The sequence below is a fragment of the Psychrobacter sp. W2-37-MNA-CIBAN-0211 genome, from assembly GCF_040309405.1.
GTDB classification, from domain to species: domain Bacteria; phylum Pseudomonadota; class Gammaproteobacteria; order Pseudomonadales; family Moraxellaceae; genus Psychrobacter; species Psychrobacter glaciei.
Genome location: NZ_JBEOOU010000610.1, coordinates 1 through 233, shown reverse-complemented (window position 1 = coordinate 233; position 233 = coordinate 1). Strand labels below are relative to the sequence as shown.

At 35.2% G+C, this 233-nt stretch carries 1 protein-coding gene; it reads right to left on the bottom strand.

Going from position 1 to position 233, the window contains the following annotated elements; all coding sequences use genetic code 11:
* Positions 1–233: hypothetical protein (locus tag AAEY72_RS16455; protein WP_352311769.1), on the bottom strand; the 233-nt coding region annotated here is incomplete at both ends.

Here is a 233-nt window from a genome sequence, read left to right as displayed (position 1 = left end):
ACCCTATAACTAAAGCACCCACCCATTGAATTTGCAAAAACTCAAGCTTAAATAGCAATGTTAGTAGCGACAAAGCGACAACGTTCATGGCAATATATTTAAATTTACCAAAGCGTTTTACGGTTAGGTTTAAATTATCTGTGTATAAACGAATCAGTGAATCGAGCGAGTTAATAACAAATACGATACCTACAAACACCATAGCAAAGTTTTTGATTCCCTCGGTTGGAATA